We start from the raw sequence: 20,460 nt of genomic DNA on the forward strand, positions 1-20,460 counted from the left end.
TTGGATATAAAGACTATTTTCTTTAATTATTAATTTAATAATTAAAGAAGTTAAATTTTGATTTTAATTAAATTAAATTGATATTTATCCTATATTTTTTAGGAATAAATAAATCCATTAGTTTGTTTTTGTGTTTTTTTTAAGGTCATTATACGTTAAAAACAGTCAATTTTTAGTAGTTTTGCAAAAGTTAAAAGAAAATTTAAATGGCTAGATTCGAATTAAAATTACCAAAGATGGGAGAGAGTGTTGCTGAGGCAACAATCACCTCTTGGTTAAAAGAAATAGGAGACACTGTAGAATTAGATGAAGCTGTAGTTGAAATTGCGACTGATAAAGTAGATTCTGAAATTCCATCTGAAGTAGAAGGAACGCTTGTTGAAATACTTTTTGAAAAAGATGCTGTTGTAAATGTAGGAGATACAATTGCTATTATAGAAATAGCAGGAGATGATAATACTTCATCAAAAACCAATACAGTTAAAGAAGAAGTTAAGGATGCTCCTAAAAAGATGACGGACAGCAGTACCATTAAAGAGCTAGAAAAATCAATAGAGAAAGCTACAGAAGTTGTGGCAGCACCTATTGCTAAAACTTCTGATTCTGGTAAATTCTATTCGCCATTGGTGCGTAATATTGCTCAAAAAGAAGGTGTATCTCAAGAGGAATTAGATCAAATTTTGGGCTCTGGTAAAGATGGCAGAGTTACTAAAGAAGATATTTTATCTTTTATTGATAAAAAAGATACAACTGTTCCTGTTGCTAAAGAAACGCATATAGAACAAACAATTACTAAACAAACGCAACATTCTAATAATGCATCAGCAAATAAAGTTAATTCTATTACTGTAAGTGGCGAAGATGAAGTTATAGAGATGAGTAGAATGGGTAAGTTGGTGGCAAAACATATGGTTAATTCTGTACAAACTTCTGCTCACGTTCAATCTTTTATAGAAATTGATGTTACTAATATTGTTAAATGGAGAAATAAAGTTAAAGATGCTTTTCTTAAAAGAGAAGGAGAGAAGTTAACTTTTACACCAATATTAATGCAAGCTGTTGCACAAACAATTAAAAAATACCCTTTAATTAATATTTCTGTTGATGGAGATACAATCATTAAAAAGAAAAATATCAATTTAGGTATGGCAGCAGCCTTGCCAGATGGTAATTTAATTGTTCCTGTAATTAAAAATGCAGATCAATTAAATTTAGTTGGTATTACCAAAGCTGTAAACGATTTGGCGCAAAGAGCAAGAAATAACGCCTTAAAGCCAGATGAAATTCAAAATGGAACATACACAGTAACAAATGTTGGTAGTTTTGGTTCTATAACAGGTACACCAATTATTAACCAACCACAGGTAGCAATCTTAGCATTGGGAGCAATTAGAAAAATTCCTGCAGTAATAGAAACACCAGATGGAGATTTTATAGGCATTCGCCAAAAAATGATGGTTTCTCATTCTTACGACCACAGAGTTGTAAACGGAGCCTTGGGCGGTATGTTTATAAAAACATTCAAAGATATTTTAGAAGCTTGGGATGTAAACCAAGATTTCTAATAATTACAAGGTTCACACTACAAAACACCCATATTTTTTGGGTGTTTTTTTATTTAAAAGATTATCTTCGTTATATATAATTTTAATTAAAAATATTTTAAAATGAAAAAATTGTTATTCTTATTTGTGTTTCTTTCTGGTTTAAATGTTGTAGCACAAAAATCGGTTTTATTAAGAGCAAATTATGCTAAAGGAGATGTTTTTGTTGTGCAACAAGATATTTCTCAAGATATGGGAGTACAAGGTGGTTTAGACATTAAGATGTCTATGGAAATGAAAGTGAATGAGGTAATTGGAGATACCATTAAAACGGAATCTCAAATTAAGAAGATTAACATGAACATGTTACAGGCAGGCCAGGTTATGAGTTTTGATTCTACCATGAAAGAAGAAAACTTAGATCAAATGGGTAAAATGATGAAGCAACAGATAGATCCCATGTTAAAAGCAACTATTTACTCTACACTAACTAAAAAAGGAGAAGTTACAAATATAAAAGTAGAACCAATGACGCCTGCTATGTCACAATTTGTAAATCAAAAACAAAGCATAAAATATCCAGAAGAAAAAGTTTCTGTTGGCTCTACTTGGTCAGACGAAAACGATATGCAAGGAGCGGCAACAAAAATGATTTTTACCGTTTCTAAAATAGAAAACGGTAAAGTATATGTAAACGTTAGCGGAAATGTAACAGGAGCTGTACAAGGTGTAGTAAAAGGTAATTTAGAAATAGATATTGCAACAGGTGTGCAAGATGTAGCAAATATTGAAGTTGCTATGGGAGAAGAAGGTGCTCAAACAGTAGTAAAAACTAAAAGTAGTACTACCAAACTATAATAAACATTAACTTAAAACTTTAAAATACCTTGAATTGAGTTTCAAGGTATTTTTTTTGACCTAATATGAATATTGCGAAGTGTTAAAGTAAAGTTAGAACCTATTTAATGTGAGTGAGATGTGACTATTACAGTTTATGTTTTGTGTAGTTGCAAATTTATTACTTGTGATTTCAAACGCAACGAAGTGTAGTTGAGAAATCTCGTACTTAATTTGAGATTCCTTTATTTCAGTTGAAATGTAATTAGTTTTAAATCTTATAATATAAAACGCAAAAAAAATCCCAAACTGTAAAGTTTGGGATTTTGTTATATTGATATAAAAAAACTTAGGCTAACATTGTAACCGGGTTTTCTATAAACGTTTTTAATGTTTGTAAAAACGCTGCTCCAACAGCACCATCTACTGTTCTGTGGTCGCATGTTAAAGTTAAATTCATTGTATTTCCTACAACTATTTGTCCGTTTTTAACTACAGGTTTTTCAACAATAGCACCAACAGATAATATAGCAGAGTTAGGTTGGTTTATTATTGATGTAAAATTATCAATACCAAACATTCCTAAATTAGAAACCGTAAAAGTACTTCCTTGCATTTCTGCAGGCGCAATTTTCTTGTTTCTAGCTTTACCCGCTAAATCTCTAACATTAGCTCCAATTTGCGTTAAACTTAAATCGTTAGTGTGTTTTATAACAGGTACTAACAATCCATCATCTACAGCAACAGCAACACCAACGTGAATATGACTGTGGAAAATTGTGTTGTTATCTGTCCAAGATGTGTTTACTTGTGGATGCTTTTGTAAAGCCATCGCACAAGCTTTAACTACCATATCATTAAAAGATACCTTAACATCAGGAATTGCGTTAATGGTTTTTCTAGAAGCCATTGCATTACTCATGTCAACTTCTATATTCAAGCTAAAGTCTGGAGCAGAAAACTTAGAGTTTCCAAGTGATTTTGCAATTGCTTTACGCATTTGCGAATTTTTCACTTCTTCAGATTTTTCTTCACCAGCGGCAACAAAACTCATTGCAGGTGCAGCAGCATTTGTTTTACTCGGTGCAGCTTCTTTAGCTACAGGTGTAAAGTTTTCTACATCCTTTTTTATAATTCTACCGTTTTCTCCAGAACCACTAACATCAGCAAGGTTAATTCCCTTATCTGCAGCAATTTTCTTTGCTAAAGGAGATGCAAAAATTCTACCTCCATTAGAATTTGTGTTGCTCGTGTTGTTTGAAGTAGTAGCCTCTTTTTGCTCTTCTTTTGCTTCTTCTGTGGTTTCAGGTTTACTTGCTTCAGTTGTTTTGGCAGCTGTAGTTGTAGCACCACCATTAGCAACAATTGCTGAAACATCTGTTCCTGCAGGACCTATGATTGCTAATAAACTATCAACTGGTGCAGTTTCTCCTTCTTGAGTACCAACATGTAAAAGTGTACCTTCATAGAAAGATTCAAACTCCATTGTAGCCTTATCTGTTTCAATTTCCGCTAAAATATCACCTTCTTCTACAGTATCACCTTGTTTTTTTAACCAAGTTGCTACTGTACCATCTGTCATTGTATCACTTAGACGTGGCATGTTTATCACTTGCACACCTTCAGGAATTGAAACTTCAGAACTACTTGATTCTACTTTAGTTTTTTCTTCTTTTTCTGCTGTATTGCTTTTTTCTTCGGAAGCTTTATTGTCATCTGAACTTCCATTTAGAAGACCAGCAATATCTTCATCTTTTTCACCAATAATGGCTAAAAGAGTGTCTACAGGAGACGTTTCTCCTTCTTGCACACCAATATGTAATAATACACCTTCGTGAAAAGATTCAAACTCCATTGTAGCTTTGTCCGTTTCAATTTCAGCTAAAATATCGCCTTCTTCAATGTTATCTCCAACATTCTTTAACCATTTTGCCACAACACCTTCTTCCATGGTGTCACTTAAACGCGGCATATTTACTATTGTAGCCATATATTAACTTATAAAAGGGTAATTTTCTTGTTCATAAACCATATCATACATTTGTTGAACTTCAGGGAAAGGAGATTCTTCTGCGAATTTTTCACATTCCTTAACCTTACTTTTAACGTCTTTATCTATAACAGAAATTTCCTCTTCAGTGGCGTATTTCTTCTCTAAAATAATGTTTTTAATTTGTGTAATTGGATCTATTTTCTTGTATTCTTCTACTTCATCTTTAGTTCTGTAGTGTTGCGCATCAGACATAGAATGTCCTCTGTATCTGTAGGTTTTCATTTCTAAAAAAGTAGGGCCATCTCCACGTCTAGCTCTTTGTATAGCTTCGTCTACAGCTTCTGCTACTTTTATTGGGTTCATTGCATCTACAGGTCCACATGGCATTTCATAACCTAAACCAAGTTTCCAAATATCGTCATGGTTTGCTGTTCTTTCTACAGAAGTTCCCATAGCATATCCATTGTTTTCAACAATAAAAATTACGGGTAATTTCCATAACATAGCCATGTTAAACGCTTCGTGTAAAGATCCTTGTCTTGCAGCTCCATCACCAAAACAGGTTAAGGTTACAGCATCGCTACCTTTATATTTGTCAGCAAAAGCAAGTCCTGCACCTAATGGTATTTGACCACCTACAATACCATGACCACCATAAAAACGGTGTTCTTTAGAAAAAATATGCATAGAACCACCCATTCCTTTGGAGGTTCCCGTTACTTTACCAAATAACTCTGCCATTACTTTTTTAGGATCTTCTCCCATACCTATAGGTTGCACGTGATTTCTGTATGCAGTAATCATTTTGTCTTTTGAAAGATCCATGGCGTGCAACGCACCTGCTAAAATTGCTTCTTGCCCATTATATAGGTGCAAAAATCCTCTAACTTTTTGTTGAATGTAAACAGAGGCTAGTTTGTCTTCGAATTTGCGCCAAAAAAGCATGTCTTTGTACCAATTTAAGTAGGTCTCTTTGGTGATTTTCTTCATTCTAAGTTATTGTTGTTAGTTTAAATTAATGGAAATTTAATTGGTTTATAATATTTGGAACAAAAATAACTGTTTTTAGTGAATAAAAAAACGTGAAGGCTATATTTTAATTGAAAAAATGAACAATTTTACTCGTATTTGGCAACAACTAAAGTCGCTTTGGCATCTGTAGCCAAATTCCACTCATTTGAAGAGATAAGCACGCCAGTATCATTATACACTTTAAAGGCAGCAGTATTAGGGCCAGAAGTACCTTGATTTAAGGCTACAAAGGCAATTTTATTAATACCTAATTCTAAAGGAATATTAAAGCTTTGGTAGCTGCGTCTTAATACAATATTATTTACCACAGGTTTATCATTTACCATAATAGTTACTCGATCTCCATCTGGATGCTGAAAATCTCTACAAATAATATTTACACTATTTGCCTTGGTTCTAATACTACCTAAATCTTGGTCTATAACAGGATATATATATTGACCGTTAACCGTTTTAAAGGCGTTTAAAAAACGAGCTTCCTTAATTTTTTTTTGAGTGAGAATACCTTTATTCAATCGCTTTTCTTCTGCTTGCTGCTTATTTAGCTTTTCTTGTTCTCTGTCATACGCCTTTTTGAAGCCATCTAAACCTTTAAGTTCTATAGAGGTTGGTTGTTCTGATACTTTTGTGTTTTTTATAACCAATGCTTTTACCTTTCCTTTGTCATTTTTACCACCGTTACTTTTATCTAATTGTGCACACAAAGACAAAGAAGAAAAGGTAATAAAAATTATGAAAAAAGTTTTTAATGTAGATAACATATTGTTGTTTTGTTATAGTGTAAACAAATATAATGCCGATTTTTGTTGTAGCTGTAACAGTTTTGTTAAATTTACCTTTAGTGAACGGGAAAATTAAAATAGGTTTTTGGATAGGGTTCTTGTCTTAACGTAAAATGCCACCATTCATTATCATAAGGTTTAAAACCATTATCCATCATTATTTTTCTTAAAAATAAACGATTTTGTTGCTGTTTTTTTGTGAGGTTTTTATAAAACGGGTGCGATTCTTTACCAAAAAAATCATAAATACTGCCCATGTCTAATGCTTTATTTGTAGCTAAATCTATAATGGTTAAATCTACAGTACTGCCTCTAGTATGGCCAGATTTAGAGGCAATGTAACCGAGTTTGAACAATTTAGATTTTGGAATATTTGGATAATACTTTTTTTTCATTAAAGTATCATTTAAAACTCTAGCCCATTTTACAAAATGATTTATGGCTTGTTGTGGTCTATATGCATCAAAAATTTTTAAACCTAAATTTTCTTTTTTAAGTTTTTGTTGAATAATTTGTAATTGTTTTGCGGCCGCTTTTGTGATTAACAAACAATTACTTTTATAACCGTCTATTGGCTTTCCAATAAAATTATCATCAGATAAATAACATAGTTCTACTTGTATGCTTGGTGCTACATCATTTAAATAAGTAAAACCACTTGGTATTTCTTGCGAATAAATAAAGCAACTAAAACAAATAAAAACAACTAAAATACTTTTTTGCATAGCGTAAAAATAATAAAATTTAAAGGAAGGCTTCTATATAAAAATTAATACTTAATTTTGATTGTTATGGAACAACTAACCCTTACAACACCTGCACTTTTATTTTCTGCGATTTCTTTGATTATGTTAGCTTATACAAATCGTTTTTTAGCTTATTCTGCAGTTATTAGAAACTTACATGATATTTATTTAGAGAAAAAAGACGATGCTTTACTAAGACAGATTAAAAATTTAAAGCTGCGCTTGAATTTAACAAGATACATGCAAATTTTGGGAATTACTAGTTTGCTTTTTTGTGTATTAACGATGTTTTTAATTTACATTAATCAACAAACAATAGCTTCTTATACTTTTGGATTTGGCCTAATTTTACTCATATTATCTTTGAGTTTGTTAATTAAAGAAATTCAAATTTCGTCTCAAGCTTTGCAACATCATATTGCAGATATAGAAGAGTATTTGAATCAAAAATAAAAGTAGCTTTATTTTCTGTCTAAAAAATCTTGGTAGACTTCTTGTGAAATAGCTTTACCTAAGGAGTCTAGCGTTTTGGTGTTTCCTATTTCTAAAATAGGAGTTTTACCCACCAAATCGTAAACAATTGTTCCGTTTTTAGAAATTGTGCCAAAGCCTTTGTTAAAACTAAAATAACTAAACTGATTTTTAGAATTATTAAATAGGTTTTTACTCCATTTAAAGGCGCTATTATCACCATCCAATAAATCTAAAAGCGTGTAAGGTAAATCTATTTGATTTGTATAATTGTCTACAGTTAGGTTGGTTTTAGTTAATGCACCTCCTAACCACAGCATAGGAATTTTAAATTTTTTGGGATCATTAAAAAGGCCTTCATGTTTTGGCAAACTATGGCCATGATCTGCCAAAATAATTATTAAAGTATTTTTATACCAAGGCTGTTGTTTTGCAAATTTTATAAAATTACCAACTGCTTTATCTGTATAAGTGTGCGAACTTCTAAATTTATTATCTTCTGTGTCTTTTCCAAATTTATAAACATCAGGAAACTCAAAAGGTTCATGACTAGTTAAGGTTAATAGAATTTTAAAAAAAGGATGTGTTTGTTTGTTTTCAAAATCTTTTGCAAACTTTTGCAATACAACATGATCATGAGCACCCCACTTAGAATTCCAATCATCATTTTTAAAAAAACTACCGTCTACAAAATTGTTAATTTGCGCATTTCTAAGATAGGTTTTCATGTTGGCAAAATTTAAATCGCCTCCATAATAAAACTTTGTTTTATAACCTAAATCCTCCATTTGTTTGGGTAACATAGGTAAACTTCTCGTTTTATTTGGCATACGCATTATTCGTTTTACAGGTAAAGGATAATAACCGCTTAAAATGGCAGGAATTCCTTTATCTGTTCTATCTCCGTTTGCATAAAAATTGGTAAAAAGTAAACCTTCTTTAGAAAGGGCGTTTAAATTTGGTGTTACATTGGATTCACCATTTAAAGCACCAACTACTTTTGCGGTTAAACCTTCCCAAATAATTAAAATTACGTTAGGTTTTTTTGTGTTTAAAATGTTATCTGTATCCGCATTTAATAAAGGTTTTCTATTTTTTTTTATGATGTTTTTCGCAATTTTATCATCTAGAGATTTGTAAACATTAATACCATTTGTTCTGTGCGTTATGGTGTTAAAAAAATTCCATGTAAAATTTATGGCAGCATGGTTTGCAAACATGCTGCTAGAAAAATAGACATTACTTTGGTTTATAGGATTGGTTTGTAAACCTCCTCTAATAGGTAATATTAAGCTTGCTGTTGTTACTAAAAATAAGATTGCTTGTGCCCAATGGCTTTTTGCTATTACTATTGTTTTATTATTAATTACTTTCTTAAAAAACCAACAAAAGCCAATAGTGATAAGTAACCAAGCAAAAATGCCAAAAGCTAGCAGTCCTTTAGAAACAGAAGCTAGCATCAACATAGGTTTGTCTAGATAAGGTAAAATACTATTGTCTAATCTTACGCCCCAAGATTGGTATAAACCAGCATCTGTTAAAAGCAAAACTGTAATTATAGCAAGAATTATATAAGAATATATTTTAACTATTTTACCTAAATAGTTTGTAGTTGTAAATACAGAAATTATAAAAAGTAAAAAGGGTATTATAGAAAGATAGGCTGCAAAAGAAATATCTAATTTTAAACCATAATAAAAGGTGTTTATAATTGTTGAAGTGTCTAATTCTTTAGTACTACTAAAGTTAAACACCAAGAAAAAGGATCTTGCAAAAACAAAATAACTTACCCAAAGTAAAAAGTAGCTTATGTAAAAAAGAATTCTGTTTTTAAAACTTCTCAAAATAGTGCTTGTAATTAGTTATTCTGTAACTTTTAATCTTGCTTTGGCAGTAACATTTGTATTAGAATACTCATTGTTTAAAAATTTTAAATAACCAGTAATTGCAATCATGGCTGCATTATCTGTGGTATATTCAAACTTAGGAATGTAGGTAGTCCATCCAAAATGTTTTTGAGCAAGTGCTAACCTTTTTCTTATTTCAGAATTTGCAGATACTCCACCAGCAATTGCAATATGTTTGACACCTGTTTTTTTAACGGCATTTTTTAATTTTTCCATTAAAATTTCAACAATTGTATATTGAATAGAAGCACAAATATCATTTAAATTCTCTGTTATAAAATTTGGGTTTATTTTCTGTTGCTTTTGAATAAAATATAAAATTCCTGTTTTTAAACCACTAAAACTAAAATCTAAATCACCTACTTTAGGTTTGGTAAATGCAAACGCTTTTGGGTTACCAAGTTGTGCATATTTGTCTATTAAAGGGCCACCAGGATAAGGCAAACCTAAAATTTTAGCAGACTTATCAAAAGCTTCTCCAACAGCATCATCTATAGTTTCTCCTAAAATTTCCATTTCAAAATAATTAGAAACCTTTACAATTTGGGTATGACCACCACTAATTGTTAAGCATATAAAAGGAAAAGGAGGTGTTTTACTATCTTCTTCATTAATAAAATGCGCTAAAATATGCGCTTGCATATGATTAACAGCCAATAAAGGAACATTTAAACCAATTGCTAACGATTTGGCAAAAGAAGTGCCCACTAAAAGAGAACCCATTAAACCTGGTCCTTTTGTAAAAGCGATTCCAGATAATTGTTCTTTGTTAATTTTTGCTTGTTTTAACGCTTGTTGTACTACAGGTACTATGTTTTGCTGATGGGCTCTTGATGCCAATTCTGGCACAACACCACCGTATTTTGCGTGCACTTCTTGGTTAGCCACTACATTGCTTAGTACTTTAGCATCGCAAATAACAGATGCACTAGTATCATCACAAGAAGATTCTATTCCTAAAATATATATAGGTGTTTTCATTGGGGCAAAAATAGAAATAAATTTAGGTTGATTTTTCTTTTTTTAGAATAGAAATATAATTCTTTGGTAAATTTGCACGTTCTTTGTGTTACTTGGCAATGTTTTTGCTTCTTAAAGAGAAACAAATCATCAATTTAAAAAAAAGCGTTATTAAAACTTTTGCATACAAAACAGTAAAACTTATAGGGTATTTTATACTCTTTTTGCTGTTGTTGAGTTTGTTGTTATCTACTTCTTTTGTGCAAACAAAATTAGGTAATTATGCTACTGGTAAAATTAATGAAGAATATGGTGCTAATTTAGCTATTGGTAAAATAAACTTGTCTTTATTAGGCAGTGTTCAATTGAAAGATGTTCAAATTAAAGACCACCACAAAGACACTTTAATTTTTGTAAACAAACTATCAACTTCTCTTTTAAGCGCAAAAAAAGTTTTAGATAAGCAGGTGCTTTTAGGAGACGTTATTTTAAGTGATGCTTCTTACTACATGAAAACACACAAAGGTGAAAAACAGAACAACATTTCTGTTTTTCTGCAAAGCTTTGTTACCAATAAACCCAAAGATTCTTTAGCACCACCATTTGTATTAAAGGCAGATAATATTTATGTGCAAAATCTAGATTTTAAAATTATAAATGAAAATAACCAAAAACCGTTAATTTTTTCTGCGGTAAATATTGGTGGTAATGTGCAAGATTTGGCAATTAACGGTGCTAATTTTGAAGCTAAAACAAGAGGATTGCATTTTAAAACCAATCAAGGTATTGTTGTTAATAATTTAACTACAGATTATGCCTATACTAATACTAAAATGAATTTTGAGAATACCTTGTTAAAGACCGAAAAATCAGATCTTAATGCAAATATTGTTTTTAACTACAACAAAGGGGATTTAGCAAAATTTACAGATAATGTAAAAATAACCGCTAACTTCACTAAAAGTAAAATTAAGATAACAGATTTAAAAAAGTTTTATACAGAGTTAAGCGGGAATGATGTGATTTTTTTTAATGGAAAACTAAACGGAACACTAAATAATTTTGATTTGCGTAATCTTAATTTAAAAACCAGAAAAGGAATTAAAGTTATTGGTAATTTATCTTTTGTAAATGCAGTAAATACGAAAAGAGGTTTTGTTTTTGACGGAAAACTAAGAAATTTATCTGCTTCTTATGCAGAGCTAAAAAATATTTTACCAAATGTTTTAGGAAACACCTTACCATCTGAGTTTTCTAAATTTGGCAGGTTTACAGCCAAAGGAAATGTAAGATTAACCCCAACACAAATAAGCGCTGCAATTGCTTTGCGTTCTAAAATTGGTACTATTGTTTCAGATTTAGAAATAGATAACATTAATAATATAGACAACGCCTCTTATATTGGTGATTTAGAGTTGACTGATTTTGATATGGGCGCCTTTTTTAACAATCCGCTTTTTGGATTGGTTTCTTTAAAAGGAGATGTAAATGGAAGTGGTTTTACTTTAAACAATATAAATACTGCGTTTATTGGTACTATTAGTGCCTTAAATTTTAAAGAATATACCTATCAAAATATTGTTACTAATGGAAGATATCAAAACAATAAATTTGATGGTGATTTGGTCATAGATGATGCTAATTTTAAAATGAAATTTAACGGTTTAGCAGACCTATCATCTACAACACATAAGTTTGATTTTAAATCTAATATTGCTTATTTAAACCTTAAAGAAACCAATTTATTTACAAGAGACAGTACTGCAGTTTTAAAAGCAGATATAGCTGTAGATATAGAGGGGAACACTTTAGATAATATTATAGGAAAAGCGGTTTTTAACAAGGTGTTTTATACCAATCAAGAGCAAGAGTATGCTTTTAAGGAATTTATTGTTTCATCATCATTAAAAGACAGTATAAAAACAATAGCGGTAACTTCTAAAGATATTGTAGATGGTAAAATAGCGGGTAAATTTTATTTTTCAGATTTGCCTAAAGTAGCACAAAATGCTTTGAGTAGTGTATATACCAACTACAAACCTTATGCGGTTTCTCCAAATCAGTTTTTAGATTTTAATTTTGAAATCTACAATCAGGTGGTAAATGTTTTTTTTCCGGATATTTTTATTGATAATAATACCAAAATTAAAGGTAAAATTAATTCGGATAAAAATTTATTTCGTTTGAATTTAAGTTCGCCTAAAGTTGCTTATTTAAAAAATGAAATCGAAGATATTATTTTAAGAACCGATAATAAAAACCCTATTTATAATACCTTTTTGTCTGCCAAAGAGGTAAATACAGATTATTATAAGGTTTCTAAGTTAAAGTTAATTAATATCAACAGAAATGATACTTTATTCTTTAAATCTGAATTTGAAGGAGGAAAAAAGAAGAATGAAAATTTTAATTTAGATTTTTTCTACACTTTTAATTCTGAAGGAAAATCTGTAGTAGGTTTCGAAGAATCATCATTCATATTTAAAGAAAATACTTGGAATATTAATCCTGATGTTACCAATACAGATAAAATCACTTTCGATTTAAATGCCAATGAGTTTAATTTTAGTCAATTTAAATTAATTTCAGGAGCCCAAGAAATAGAATTTACAGGAAGTTTAAAAGGAACCCAAGAAAAAGTTCTACTTGCAGATTTTACCAAAGTAAATTTACAAAGCTTTTTACCAGAAATAGACAGTTTAGCATTAAAAGGACAACTTTCTGGTCATTTAGATTTTATTCAAAAAGAAGGGAACTATAAACCAGAGGCCAATTTAACCATAAAAGATTTTGAAATTAATAATTTTAAACAAGGAGATTTATCTTTAAATATAAAAGGACAAAATTCTTATAAGACTTATGATGTAGATTTATCTATAGAAAACGAATCTGTAAAAAGTATTGCAGCAAATGGTTTGTTAGATTTTTCTGCAGAAAGACCAATTATAGACTTAGAAGTGCTTTTAGAAGAATTTCAACTCAATGCATTTAGTCCTCTTGGTCAAGATGTGTTATCCTCTTTAAGAGGAAGTGCATCTGGTAATTTTACGCTAAGAGGTTTTCTGCGCAACCCAGATATGGATGGTGTTTTAAAATTAAAAAACGCTGGCTTAAAGTTTCCTTATTTAAATGTAGATTACGATTTTGAAGGCGAGTCTGAGATCACACTTTTACAGCAGTCTTTTATTTTAGAGAATTTTAAATTACTAGATTCTAAAAGAAAAACAAAGGGTTTTTTAAATGGTAACATTTCACATTTAGATTTTAAACAATGGTATTTAGATTTAAATATAGAAAGTGATAATCTGTTAGTTTTAGATACAGAAAATACAGAAGAAGCCTTGTATTATGGTAGTGCCTTTATAGATGGTACAGCAGATATTTATGGTTTAACAGATAGATTAACCATAGATATAAAGGCGAAAACAATGCCAGGAACCATTTTTGTGTTGCCTTTAAAAGACGTAGAAACTGTAGATAGTTACAGTTTAATTCATTTTAAAACAGAGCAAACTGTGGTAGAAGAAAGGCAAGATGAAGTTGCCTTACAAGCTCTAAAAGGATTGTCTCTTAATATTGGTTTAGAGGTAACATCAAGTGCAGTTGCGCAAGTGGTTATAGATGAGGTTTACGGCAGCCAATTATCGGGTAAAGGTTCTGGTAATTTACAAATAGAAATAGACACTAGGGGTAAATTTAATATGTATGGAGATTATGTTGTAAGTAGTGGTGTTTATGATTTTAAGTATGGTGGTATTGTAAATAAGCCTTTTGTGATACAAAAAGGAGGTACCGTTTCTTGGAACGGAGATCCTGCAAACGCAAATTTAGATGTAACTGCAGTTTATAAAGCCAAAGCCAATCCTGGTGTTTTATTAGAGAATTTTAACTCTAATAGAAATATCGAGGTAGATTTGGTAGCAAGAATTTCTGGTGGTTTATTTAACTCTAAACAAGAATTAGATATTTTATTAACAAATGTAGATCCCACTATTGCTAGTGAATTAGAGTTTATTTTAAATGATAACAATGTTAATGAAAAAACGACTCAGTTTATATCTTTATTAGCCTTTGGTAATTTTGTAAATCCAGATCGAGTTAATTTTAATGCAACAGACCAAATAGCAAATACAGCATCAAGTGCAATTGCAGGTGCATTTTCTAACCTTTTAAATAGTCCAGATAGTAAGTTTCAATTGGGTGTAGATTATCAACAAGGTCAGACAGATAATGATATTGAAAGGCTAAACATAGACAATCAAGTAGATTTATCTGTAAGTACACAAGTTAGTGATAGAGTAATTATTAATGGAAAAGTTGGTGTGCCTGTTGGTACGCAAACTCAATCTAGTGTTATTGGCGAAGTAAAAGTAGAGGTGCTTTTAAACAAAGAAGGTAATTTTAGATGGGTTATTTTTAATAGACAAAATGAAATACAGTATACTATAGAAGACCAAGGTTATACGCAAGGTATTGGTTTATCTTACCAAGTTAATTTTAATACGCTTGCAGGTTTATTGCAAAAAATAGGCATCAACAAAAAAGACAAAACAGCGTCTAAAAAAGAAATTCCTAAAAATAAACCCATTAGAAAAGAAGAAGAAATTAATAATTTCGAAGGAAATTAAGAAAAATTTATACTTCTTTTATTCAAGAAAAATTAGATTTCTACTCTAAAATATTTACAATCTATTTTACTAAAGTAAAATATTGAATTTTTACTTAAAAATACGCTTTTTATACGCTTTCAAAGGCTAAAACGTTTTCGTAGTTTTATTATTTTAAGTCTTTAAAATACTGTAATTTTACCAAGATAATTATGAAGAAAATAAAAAAAATAGGAGTAATGACTTCAGGAGGCGATTCTCCTGGAATGAATGCAGCTATACGTTCTGTAGTTAGAGCATGTGCTTATTACAGAGTTAGTTGTGTTGGTATTTATAGAGGGTATGAAGGTTTAATAGAAGGTGATTTTATAGAATTAACGGCAAGAAGCGTAAATAATATAATTAATAAAGGTGGTACCATTCTAAAATCTGCTAGGTCTAAAGAATTTAGAACTAAAGAAGGAAGGGCTAAAGCTTATGAGCATTTAAAAGAAAATGATATTGAAGCCATGGTTGTAATTGGTGGAGATGGTTCTTTTACAGGAGCTGTAATATTTAATGAAGAATATAATTTTCCTGTAATAGGAATTCCAGGAACTATTGATAATGATATTTTTGGAACTTCGCACACATTAGGTTATGACACAGCATTAAATACCGCCGTAGAAGCTATAGATAAAATTAGAGATACTGCATCTTCTCATAACAGGTTGTTTTTTGTAGAAGTAATGGGTAGAGATGCTGGTTTTATTGCTTTAAATGCAGGTGTTGGGGCAGGTGCAGAAGAAATTTTAATACCAGAAGAAAATTTAGGTTTAAATAGAATGCTAGAATCTTTAAAAAAGAGTAGAAGAACTGGTAAATCATCTAGTATTGTTGTAGTTGCAGAAGGAGATAAATCTGGAAGAAATGTGTACCAATTAGCAGAATACGTAGAGGAAAATTTACCAGAATATGATGTTAGAGTTTCTGTTTTAGGTCATATGCAAAGAGGTGGTTCTCCATCTTGTTTTGATAGGGTTTTGGCAAGTAGGTTGGGTGTAAAAGCTGTGGAATTGATTTTAGACGGAAAAACCAATTTAATGGTAGGTTTAAAAGATAACGAAGTGATAAGCACAAGTATTGCAGAAGCAATTAAAGGAGGACACTCTATAAATCAAGAACTTTTAAGAGTTTCTGATATAATGACAACGTAAAATTAAGTAATAGTAAATAAAAGTTTTAAAAATGATAAAAGTAGGAATTAACGGATTTGGTAGAATTGGTAGATTAGCATTTAGATCTACAGTAAGCAGATCAAATGTACAAGTAGTAGCAATTAACGATTTACTAGATGTAGATTATTTAGCATATATGTTAAAGTATGATTCAGTTCATGGTAAGTTTGATGGAACTGTAGATGTAAAAGGTGGTAAATTAGTTGTAAACGGAAATGAAATTAGAATTACAGCAGAAAGAAACCCAGCAGATTTAAAGTGGGATGAGGTAGGAGTTGATTACGTAATTGAGTCAACAGGATTTTTCTTAACAGAAGAATTAGCAGGAAAGCATTTAGAAGCAGGAGCAAAAAAAGTAGTTTTATCTGCACCATCTAAAGACCATACACCAATGTTTGTAATGGGTGTAAATAATACAGAGTTAAAGGCCGACCAAAAGATTTTTTCTAACGCATCTTGTACAACAAACTGTTTAGCGCCAATTACAAAGGTATTAAATGATAACTTTGGTATTGTAGAAGGATTAATGACAACTGTACATGCTGCAACAGCAACACAAAAAACAGTAGATGGACCTTCTATGAAAGATTGGAGAGGTGGACGTTCTGCAATTGGTAACGTTATACCTTCTTCTACAGGAGCTGCAAAAGCAGTAGGAAAAGTTATACCAGCTATGAATGGTAAATTAACAGGTATGGCATTTAGAATACCAACTATGGATGTTTCTGTGGTAGATTTAACTGTTAAATTAGAAAAGCCAGCATCTTATGAAGCTATCTGTGCAGCTATGAAAGCAGCCTCTGAAAGCGGACCAATGAAAGGTGTTTTAGGATATACGGAAGATTTAGTAGTTTCTCAAGATTTTGTTGGAGATACAAGAACTTCTATTTTTGATGCTAAAGCAGGTATTGCATTAAATGATAACTTTGTAAAAGTTGTTTCTTGGTATGATAATGAAATAGGTTATTCTACTAAAATTGTAGATTTAATTGAATATGCAGATACTTTATAGTATTTTAAAAAAAAATCAATAATAAACCTGATAGATTTATTTCTATCAGGTTTTTTAGTTTTATCTAACAATCTAACTATCTAACTATCTAATAATCTAAAAGTCCAAAAGTTTACTTTACAGCAATTGCACTAATTTCTACATTAACAAATTTGGGTAAATTGGCAACTTCTACCGTTTCTCTGGCAGGTGCTGTGGCTTCATTAAAATATTCTCCATAAACTGCATTTATTTTGCTAAAATTATGCATGTCTGCAATAAAAATGGACGTTTTAATAATGTGTTCAAAAGTCATACCTGCTGCTGCTAAAACTTCTTTCAAGTTTTCCATAACTTGCTTTGTTTCTGCTTCAATAGAATCTAAAACCAATTCCCCATTTTTTGGGTTAATCGCTATTTGACCAGAAGTATAAAGTGTATTTCCACTTAAAATAGCTTGGTTATAAGGTCCTATTGGTGCAGGTGCATTTTCTGTTGTAATTATTTTTTTCATTTTTTTTAGTTTCAAAGTTTCAAAGTTTCAAAGTTTCGTTTTTGCGGCTTAGTTAAAATAAATAATTTTATTTATTCTTTTTAGTAAACAGCATAAATTAAAACAACCTTCTATCCGGAGGTCTAATTTTTTCCCATTTTAAATCTTGTAGAACAGAAGATTTTACACCAATAAAAAAGGTGTAAGAAGAATTATTACCAAACGGAACCCAATTAAAATTAAAATTCCAGCTATCTAAATCTCTAGAGAAATTAAATCTAGAGAATGTAAAAGCACCATTTTTAAAGTCGTAACCAGAGGAATAACCCAATTTCCATTTCGGAGATAAATCTAGGTTTCCGCTAAAAACAATACTGTGCACACCTATTTCTCCGCCATCTAAACCATTATTTCTAAAATTTGTAGAGTATGCCAAATTAACAGACCAAGGTATGGTAGCATTATACAATTTAGCTGTTTTATCTTTCTCTTCGTCTTGATTTTGATTTGTGTTTGGTCCTCCCCCTAATTGGTTTCTATTCGCAAAACGATTGGTAGGATCTATATTTGCACCAATAACATCTGTAGTATTGTTTGGGTCTCTATTTTCTTTTTCTTTTTTGTTTCCATCTTTTTTAAAATCTGCACTAGAAATGGAGTAATTGGCACTTAAATTTGCATTAGCAAGCCTAAAAATACCAGAGTTAAATTGATTAATTCTAATAGGAGCACCAGAACTAGAAGCAACCACTTTATAAGGGTCTAAAGTACCATTTAAATTTATAGCTAATTTATTCTTAAAAAGCCTTGTACCTGCAGAAAAAGTAACAGGAGCCCAACGCAAACTATCTGCAGCAATATTGTAGTTAGAATTAAAGTTTAAGTTGTTTAAAATGGTGATTTTTTCGTCTTCTTCATCACTGTCTGGGTCTTTGGGTGCCATTTTTGCCTCTAAAACATTGTTTAAAGTAATACCAATAGAATTACTAACACCTGCTCCTGGTCTGCCAAAAATACCTTGGTCAAAAGGTGTGTACTCCTCAAAATCATCTGGGTTATTACCAGATCTTACACGGCGTATATGTTGCGCTTCAAAATCTGGTCTATAAGAATAAGAAATAGAAGGTCTAAAGGTATGTCTAATCCCTTTTAATCTTCCCTTTTTAAAGGGGAATGTACCGTAAATATTAGTAGCTAAACTTACACCTGTATTGTACTCTCTAAAACTTTTAAAACCTCTTAAGGTATCTGTAACAACTACATTTCTAGTGGCATCGTATTCTTTTTGTATGTAATCAAATTGCCAAACTTCCTCATAATTAATACTAGGTGAAACCGTAAAATACCTAAAAGCCTTAAAATTTGTATTGGTACCTGTTCTATGTTGCATTCCTGCTCTGGCAGTTTCAAACATTTTAGCTGTTAAAAAATCGTCATCTGTAGTGTTTATTAAATATTGCCCATCTAAAGTATAATTAAAGCCTAATTTTTGAATAGGGTTTTTTTGAACTCCGTTTTTACCTGCAAACGGATAAACTCTATTCATATTTAAATTTAAAGACGGTAAGGTCATTGTAATTTGCTCTGTATTTGTGTTTTGTTGATGGGTTGCTGTAACATTTAAGTTAAAAGGTGTGCCAACAAAAGTTTTATTATAATTTACAGAAGAGTTAAAAGAGTTGGTTTGTGTTTGCGCAATATTAAATTGATTTTGAGATTCTCTAAAAAAACGACTACTACCTAAGTTAACAGAGGCTGTAAACCTCGAATTTGGACTGGCTTTTGCATCTTGATTATGACTCCACCTGATATTAAAGTTATTAGATTTTCTAAAATCATCAAAACCTCTGATACCACTTATATTGTTTTCAAAATTAAAGTTAAAAGCTCCATTAAATCGATATCTTTTGTTATAATTAGAATTTGCTCGTAAACCCCAACTACCATTAGAAAAAACATCAGCAGTTATACCTAAATCTACATAATCACTAATAGCAAAGTAGTATCCTCCGTTCTGAAAACCAATTCCTCTGTCGCTACTTCCCGTGTCAAAAGCGGGAACTAAAAAGCCAGAAACACTAGTTTCTGTAATAGGAAAATAGGCAAAGGGTATAAATAAAGGAGTAGGAATATCAACAATGTACAACTGACTACCACCAACAATTATTTTTTTTCCGGGTACAATTTTGGCCTTATTTGTGCCTATATAATAATCAGGATTCTTTTTTTCTGAAGTGGTAAACCTAATTTTTCTTACATAAATTGTAGAATCGTTTACACGTTTGGTTTTTTCTCCGTAAGTAAACATTTCACCCTGTTTGGTTTTTAAGCCATAAATAATTGCTTTCTTACTTTTAAAATTATAGATAATAGAATCTTGTTCAGATTCTTCTGAACCTTGCCTAAAAATTGGTTTTTGTACATAACCAGTACTATCTATAATTCCTTTTGCAAAAAGTGTATTTTTGGTATAATCTACAATTATAATACCTGCTTTTAGATCGATATCTGTATATTTAATATTTGCCTCATTATAAAGAGTTACTTTTTTAGTTTTGGCATTTTGTATGGTGTAATCTGTAGCTACATGTGTAATTAAATCTTCAATAGTTTCTTTAGGCTTTATAGAATCTCTTTTAATTGTGTCCTTTTTTTTGAGTAAAAGAGTATCTAATTTTTTAGGTGTAGCTTTTACACTCGCAATTACAGAGTCTTTCTTTTTTGCAGGAATTGTAATTTTTTTATCTGGTTTTATATCTTGGGAATACCCCAACTTTATAAAAAAGTAGCAACAAAATAAAAGTATGTATGATAGATTTGTTTGCAACGCTTTAAATACTATTTTTGTGTAAATATATAAATATGGCTCAATATTTGAAG

The 20,460-nt window shown here is 30.8% G+C and carries 14 protein-coding genes; 6 read left to right on the top strand and 8 right to left on the bottom strand.

Features of this window, described 5'->3' with window-relative positions:
* Positions 1 to 206: 206 nt before the first annotated feature.
* Both Q0684_RS02390 and Q0684_RS02395 read left to right on the top strand, forming a co-directional pair.
* Positions 207 to 1,565 (top strand): dihydrolipoamide acetyltransferase family protein, encoded by a 1,359-nt coding sequence (locus Q0684_RS02390; RefSeq protein WP_299012430.1) that lies wholly within the window; start codon positions 207 to 209, stop codon positions 1,563 to 1,565.
* Between the two features lie 102 nt (positions 1,566 to 1,667).
* Positions 1,668 to 2,402, top strand: coding sequence for a hypothetical protein (locus Q0684_RS02395; RefSeq protein ID WP_299012431.1), 735 nt, complete (start codon positions 1,668 to 1,670; stop codon positions 2,400 to 2,402).
* Between the two features lie 328 nt (positions 2,403 to 2,730).
* On the opposite strand, the gene Q0684_RS02400 is transcribed toward Q0684_RS02395, so the two are convergent.
* From Q0684_RS02400 to Q0684_RS02415, 4 genes are all read right to left on the bottom strand, one after another.
* Complete coding sequence (locus tag Q0684_RS02400; RefSeq protein ID WP_299012432.1) at positions 2,731 to 4,371, bottom strand: 2-oxo acid dehydrogenase subunit E2; 1,641 nt, start codon at positions 4,369 to 4,371, stop codon at positions 2,731 to 2,733.
* 3 nt (positions 4,372 to 4,374) lie between these two features.
* Positions 4,375 to 5,364 carry a pyruvate dehydrogenase (acetyl-transferring) E1 component subunit alpha gene (gene pdhA, locus Q0684_RS02405; RefSeq protein ID WP_299012433.1) on the bottom strand — a complete coding sequence of 330 codons (990 nt, stop codon included), beginning with the start codon at positions 5,362 to 5,364 and terminating at the stop codon, positions 4,375 to 4,377.
* Positions 5,365 to 5,492: 128 nt separating this feature from the next.
* Positions 5,493 to 6,167 (bottom strand): hypothetical protein, encoded by a 675-nt coding sequence (locus tag Q0684_RS02410; RefSeq protein ID WP_299012434.1) that lies wholly within the window; start codon positions 6,165 to 6,167, stop codon positions 5,493 to 5,495.
* A 77-nt stretch (positions 6,168 to 6,244) separates the two neighbouring features.
* A complete protein-coding gene (locus Q0684_RS02415) occupies positions 6,245 to 6,913 on the bottom strand; it encodes a M15 family metallopeptidase (RefSeq protein ID WP_299012435.1) in 669 nt (222 codons plus the stop codon).
* A gap of 66 nt (positions 6,914 to 6,979) precedes the next feature.
* Between Q0684_RS02415 and Q0684_RS02420 the strand changes: the two genes are divergently transcribed.
* Positions 6,980 to 7,387: a DUF2721 domain-containing protein gene (locus Q0684_RS02420; RefSeq protein WP_299012436.1), complete on the top strand. Its 408-nt coding sequence runs from the start codon at positions 6,980 to 6,982 to the stop codon at positions 7,385 to 7,387.
* Between the two features lie 8 nt (positions 7,388 to 7,395).
* Here Q0684_RS02420 and Q0684_RS02425 read toward each other — a convergent pair whose 3' ends face one another.
* Together Q0684_RS02425 and tsaD are read right to left on the bottom strand one after the other, a co-directional pair.
* Positions 7,396 to 9,249: an alkaline phosphatase family protein gene (locus tag Q0684_RS02425; protein WP_299012437.1), complete on the bottom strand. Its 1,854-nt coding sequence runs from the start codon at positions 9,247 to 9,249 to the stop codon at positions 7,396 to 7,398.
* Between the two features lie 18 nt (positions 9,250 to 9,267).
* Complete coding sequence (gene tsaD, locus Q0684_RS02430) at positions 9,268 to 10,293, bottom strand: tRNA (adenosine(37)-N6)-threonylcarbamoyltransferase complex transferase subunit TsaD (RefSeq protein ID WP_299012438.1); 1,026 nt, start codon at positions 10,291 to 10,293, stop codon at positions 9,268 to 9,270.
* Positions 10,294 to 10,532: 239 nt separating this feature from the next.
* Between tsaD and Q0684_RS02435 the strand changes: the two genes are divergently transcribed.
* From Q0684_RS02435 to gap, 3 genes are all read left to right on the top strand, one after another.
* Entirely contained in the window at positions 10,533 to 14,900 is a 4,368-nt protein-coding gene (locus tag Q0684_RS02435; protein WP_299012439.1) for a translocation/assembly module TamB, read from the top strand.
* 188 nt (positions 14,901 to 15,088) lie between these two features.
* Positions 15,089 to 16,075 carry a 6-phosphofructokinase gene (gene pfkA / locus Q0684_RS02440; protein ID WP_299012473.1) on the top strand — a complete coding sequence of 329 codons (987 nt, stop codon included), beginning with the start codon at positions 15,089 to 15,091 and terminating at the stop codon, positions 16,073 to 16,075.
* A 31-nt stretch (positions 16,076 to 16,106) separates the two neighbouring features.
* Positions 16,107 to 17,108, top strand: coding sequence for a type I glyceraldehyde-3-phosphate dehydrogenase (gap, locus tag Q0684_RS02445; protein ID WP_299012440.1), 1,002 nt, complete (start codon positions 16,107 to 16,109; stop codon positions 17,106 to 17,108).
* A gap of 112 nt (positions 17,109 to 17,220) precedes the next feature.
* Here the strand turns inward: gap and Q0684_RS02450 are convergent, their stop codons facing one another.
* Both Q0684_RS02450 and Q0684_RS02455 read right to left on the bottom strand, forming a co-directional pair.
* A complete protein-coding gene (locus tag Q0684_RS02450) occupies positions 17,221 to 17,601 on the bottom strand; it encodes a RidA family protein (protein ID WP_299012441.1) in 381 nt (126 codons plus the stop codon).
* 97 nt (positions 17,602 to 17,698) lie between these two features.
* Positions 17,699 to 20,353, bottom strand: coding sequence for a putative LPS assembly protein LptD (locus Q0684_RS02455; protein ID WP_299012442.1), 2,655 nt, complete (start codon positions 20,351 to 20,353; stop codon positions 17,699 to 17,701).
* Positions 20,354 to 20,460: the final 107 nt, after the last annotated feature.

Source organism: uncultured Polaribacter sp., assembly GCF_947503875.1.
In the GTDB taxonomy this organism is placed as follows: Bacteria; Bacteroidota; Bacteroidia; order Flavobacteriales; family Flavobacteriaceae; genus Polaribacter.

Excerpts from the sequence above, each read along its gene's own strand:
- Q0684_RS02390 (WP_299012430.1), top strand. The coding sequence starts at position 207 with ATGGCTAGATTCGAATTAAAATTACCAAAGATGGGAGAGAGTGTTGCT.
- Q0684_RS02395 (WP_299012431.1), top strand. The coding sequence starts at position 1,668 with ATGAAAAAATTGTTATTCTTATTTGTGTTTCTTTCTGGTTTAAATGTT.
- Q0684_RS02400 (WP_299012432.1), bottom strand. The coding sequence starts at position 4,371 with ATGGCTACAATAGTAAATATGCCGCGTTTAAGTGACACCATGGAAGAA.
- pdhA (WP_299012433.1), bottom strand. The coding sequence starts at position 5,364 with ATGAAGAAAATCACCAAAGAGACCTACTTAAATTGGTACAAAGACATG.
- Q0684_RS02410 (WP_299012434.1), bottom strand. The coding sequence starts at position 6,167 with ATGTTATCTACATTAAAAACTTTTTTCATAATTTTTATTACCTTTTCT.
- Q0684_RS02415 (WP_299012435.1), bottom strand. The coding sequence starts at position 6,913 with ATGCAAAAAAGTATTTTAGTTGTTTTTATTTGTTTTAGTTGCTTTATT.
- Q0684_RS02420 (WP_299012436.1), top strand. The coding sequence starts at position 6,980 with ATGGAACAACTAACCCTTACAACACCTGCACTTTTATTTTCTGCGATT.
- tsaD (WP_299012438.1), bottom strand. The coding sequence starts at position 10,293 with ATGAAAACACCTATATATATTTTAGGAATAGAATCTTCTTGTGATGAT.
- gap (WP_299012440.1), top strand. The coding sequence starts at position 16,107 with ATGATAAAAGTAGGAATTAACGGATTTGGTAGAATTGGTAGATTAGCA.
- Q0684_RS02450 (WP_299012441.1), bottom strand. The coding sequence starts at position 17,601 with ATGAAAAAAATAATTACAACAGAAAATGCACCTGCACCAATAGGACCT.